This is a genomic window from Peribacillus sp. P4_C12 (assembly GCF_056402095.1).
Genome location: NZ_JBFUIB010000479.1, coordinates 1 through 2,754 on the forward strand (window position 1 = coordinate 1; position 2,754 = coordinate 2,754).

At 33.9% G+C, this 2,754-nt stretch carries 5 protein-coding genes; 3 read left to right on the top strand and 2 right to left on the bottom strand.

Translation table 11 applies throughout. The annotated features are described in order from the left end of the window. Nucleotides 1-420, bottom strand: a 420-nt coding sequence (locus AC1DUW_RS25180; RefSeq protein ID WP_477643755.1) for a hypothetical protein, incomplete at its 3' end; no start/stop codon positions are given. A gap of 143 nt (nt 421-563) precedes the next feature. Here AC1DUW_RS25180 and AC1DUW_RS25185 point away from each other — a divergent pair. Together AC1DUW_RS25185 and AC1DUW_RS25190 are read left to right on the top strand one after the other, a co-directional pair. Continuing rightward, complete coding sequence (locus AC1DUW_RS25185; RefSeq protein ID WP_057218923.1) at nt 564-1,451, top strand: R2-like ligand-binding oxidase; 888 nt, start codon at nt 564-566, stop codon at nt 1,449-1,451. Between the two features lie 184 nt (nt 1,452-1,635). Next, a complete protein-coding gene (locus AC1DUW_RS25190) occupies nt 1,636-1,794 on the top strand; it encodes a hypothetical protein (protein WP_161804932.1) in 159 nt (52 codons plus the stop codon). Between the two features lie 160 nt (nt 1,795-1,954). On the opposite strand, the gene AC1DUW_RS25195 is transcribed toward AC1DUW_RS25190, so the two are convergent. Continuing rightward, nucleotides 1,955-2,212, bottom strand: a complete 258-nt coding sequence (locus tag AC1DUW_RS25195; RefSeq protein ID WP_053346373.1) for an alpha/beta-type small acid-soluble spore protein — start codon at nt 2,210-2,212, stop codon at nt 1,955-1,957. Between the two features lie 353 nt (nt 2,213-2,565). On the opposite strand from AC1DUW_RS25195, the gene AC1DUW_RS25200 reads away from it, so the two are divergent. Then, the coding region (locus AC1DUW_RS25200; RefSeq protein ID WP_477643756.1) for a YqcI/YcgG family protein at nt 2,566-2,754 on the top strand (189 nt) is incomplete at its 3' end.

The window sequence follows — 2,754 nt, forward strand, 5'->3', positions numbered from 1 at the left end:
CTTTGTAACAGGTTCGTTGGTCTGTATTGGGTCAACTAAAACAAAACCAATAACCATTTCATTGACTATAACCGGAATTACAGCTAATGAAGAGATTGCAAATCTTTTAACGTATTTTGCAGGTATGGATGATTTCGTATGTTTAATTGTTAAATATACTGGTTTGTTATTTATGAGAGCTTGGTGGATGGGGTATATATCATGAATATTTTCTTTGACATGATGTAACGAAATTGTTTCTTTACTTGTGCATGAGTAAATACCTTCACCCATACCACTTAAACAAGAGTAACTGAACAAAGAGGCACGTTGAAATGAAAAAAAATCTACACAGCCCTTTACAATCATTTTTGATTTATTTCTCATATCTTTTTGTATGGAAATATTTTTAACATGATTCAACAAGGTTTCCTCAAGCATTCGACTTTATTCCTCCCTACTTTTTCAGTGATAGGTAAAAACTTACTAATATCTTACAATATAAGGTAGGGCCTTACAAATTTGATTATCTATGCTTAAGTGTTTACAAGTTTACGATTCCCTATTTTAAGGAGGATAAAAAAATGAAAAGAACGAATTTGACGACCAGCAGCCGAAGTTTTAGAGAAGATACCCTTCCGTTTAAACTCTATCAAAAGGCAAAAAAATTCGGTGTATGGAATCCGCGTGACATTAATTTCAGTCAGGATATAGAAGATTGGAAGTCGTTTACTAGTATTGAAAGAGAAGTTTTATTACGGATTATTTCGCTTTTCCAGGGCGGAGAAGAAGCCGTGACATTGGATTTACTTCCGCTTATTATGGCTATAGCAAAGGAAGGTAGAATTGAAGAGGAAATGTACTTAACAACTTTCTTATTCGAGGAAGCAAAGCATATGGAATTTTTCCGTTATACGTTAGATCAAATTGGTGAAACAGGTGATCTAACGGTTTATCATTCAGAAACATACAAATCTATTTTTTACGAAATACTGCCTGAGGCGATGGAGAAACTAATACACGATCAGTCTCCTGAAGCATTGGCGGAAGCGGCCACTGTATATAATATGTTTACCGAGGGAGTGCTTGCTGAAACCGGGTATTTTGGGTTTTATCAGACACTAGAAGACAATAATATGATGCCTGGTTTATTAAAAGGGGTTGGCCTTTTGAAAAAAGATGAATCGCGCCATATTGCATATGGCACTTTTTTGCTACAGAGGATTATCAGTGAGCATCCACATATTTTTAGACAAGTTGAAAAAAGAATGGCAGAACTTGCCCCACTTGCCATCGCGTTAAATATGGAAGGATATGATCGGTTTGGCAATCCATTTGATAATGATAAACAAGCTGTTTTAGATTTCACCATGAAACAATTAGCCGTTCGGATGGAAATATTGGCACGGGCCAAGGGTAAGAAAATTGAAGAAATCTATCAAAGTAACGAAAAGGAATATGGAGTTTTGTAAAAAGAATGAAAAATAGGATATGACTGTACGTGATGATATAAAKAAATTTATTCATATAAATAGGTGGTGGATATACAGCGCAATAATTTTTCAAGCAGTTTGGGAATCTTAACATTCCTGGCTGTTTTTTATTTATAGCATTAAAGTCTAATCTATTAACATAAACCACAGGGTGTTTCCAATTATGGTTCTAGAAGTCATTAAAATTATAAAACAATTAAAGGCAGAAGGAACGACAATACTTCTAGTCGAACAAAACCTTGCTATAGCGCTGGAGCTTACTGATTATATTTATATTTTGATTAAAGGTCCGTTGTTTTTGCAGGTACTAATGATCAATTAAACCGAGATGTAATGAATAAATTTTTAACTTAAAATTCATGAAAATCATTTATATATTTGAAATTTGAGCAAAAAGGAGGCGGGGATAAGGAAATGTCCGTCTCCTTCTAAATGTTAAACGTTCTGAGTTTATATTTGTTAAGCAATCGTGATTCAATGAATTAGTTATTGTTTTTTCCTAAGTTTTCCTGAGCCATCTGTATAAGTTCCTTGACCATACCTCCTCCTAACTTTCCACCAATTTTTCCAGCTTGCTTTGATGTCAGTTGACCGTTATAGTCTTTTTTCAGTGGTACGCCAACTTCTTTTGCAACTTCAAACTTTGCATCTTCATGATTCTTCGTACCAGCTACTTTGGCTTTTAAATCATCAAGACCTTTTCTAGCTCCCGCTACTAGGATTTTATTTCTTCTTGTCATATATAATCACTCCTTAGTTTTTAGGTTATCCTAAAGTAAAGAAAATGATCATTAACCTGATTTATTTTAATCTTTTATTTAGGTTCTACTTTGTATTTCCCTTAACATTACAGGGAGATTTGCTTTAGCTTGATTTCTAGGAGTTTTTGCCACAGACCAGTCCATTATAATAATTCATGAGATTGGATTCACTCTGCTTTTTTGCAGACTAGCTCAGGCTGATACAGATGAAATCAAAAAAATTTGAATCTATTGCAGCATCTTTTAATATGACGAGAGAATAAGCTGTTATGGACGTTTATTTTATCAAATTCTGGGTATAAGATAGTATATCAATTTGAAGGAGAAAAGAGATGCTGACTGCGAATTCATGTTTGTTAACGAAAGAAGATATGAAAAATCCTGATCGAGTACCTCTATGGTTAATCAAGGAATATCAAACTTTCCACAATACGGTGATGGATAAAACATTTCCTTGTTATTTTGGTATGAACGCGGAAAAAAAAGGTGAGCTTCGTTATGCATATATTACACAGGAAGAT

Bases quoted from the DNA above. Each gene is read 5' to 3' on its own strand.
- AC1DUW_RS25195 (WP_053346373.1), bottom strand. From the start codon at position 2,212: ATGACAAGAAGAAATAAAATCCTAGTAGCGGGAGCTAGAAAAGGTCTT.
- AC1DUW_RS25185 (WP_057218923.1), top strand. From the start codon at position 564: ATGAAAAGAACGAATTTGACGACCAGCAGCCGAAGTTTTAGAGAAGAT.
- AC1DUW_RS25190 (WP_161804932.1), top strand. From the start codon at position 1,636: ATGGTTCTAGAAGTCATTAAAATTATAAAACAATTAAAGGCAGAAGGA.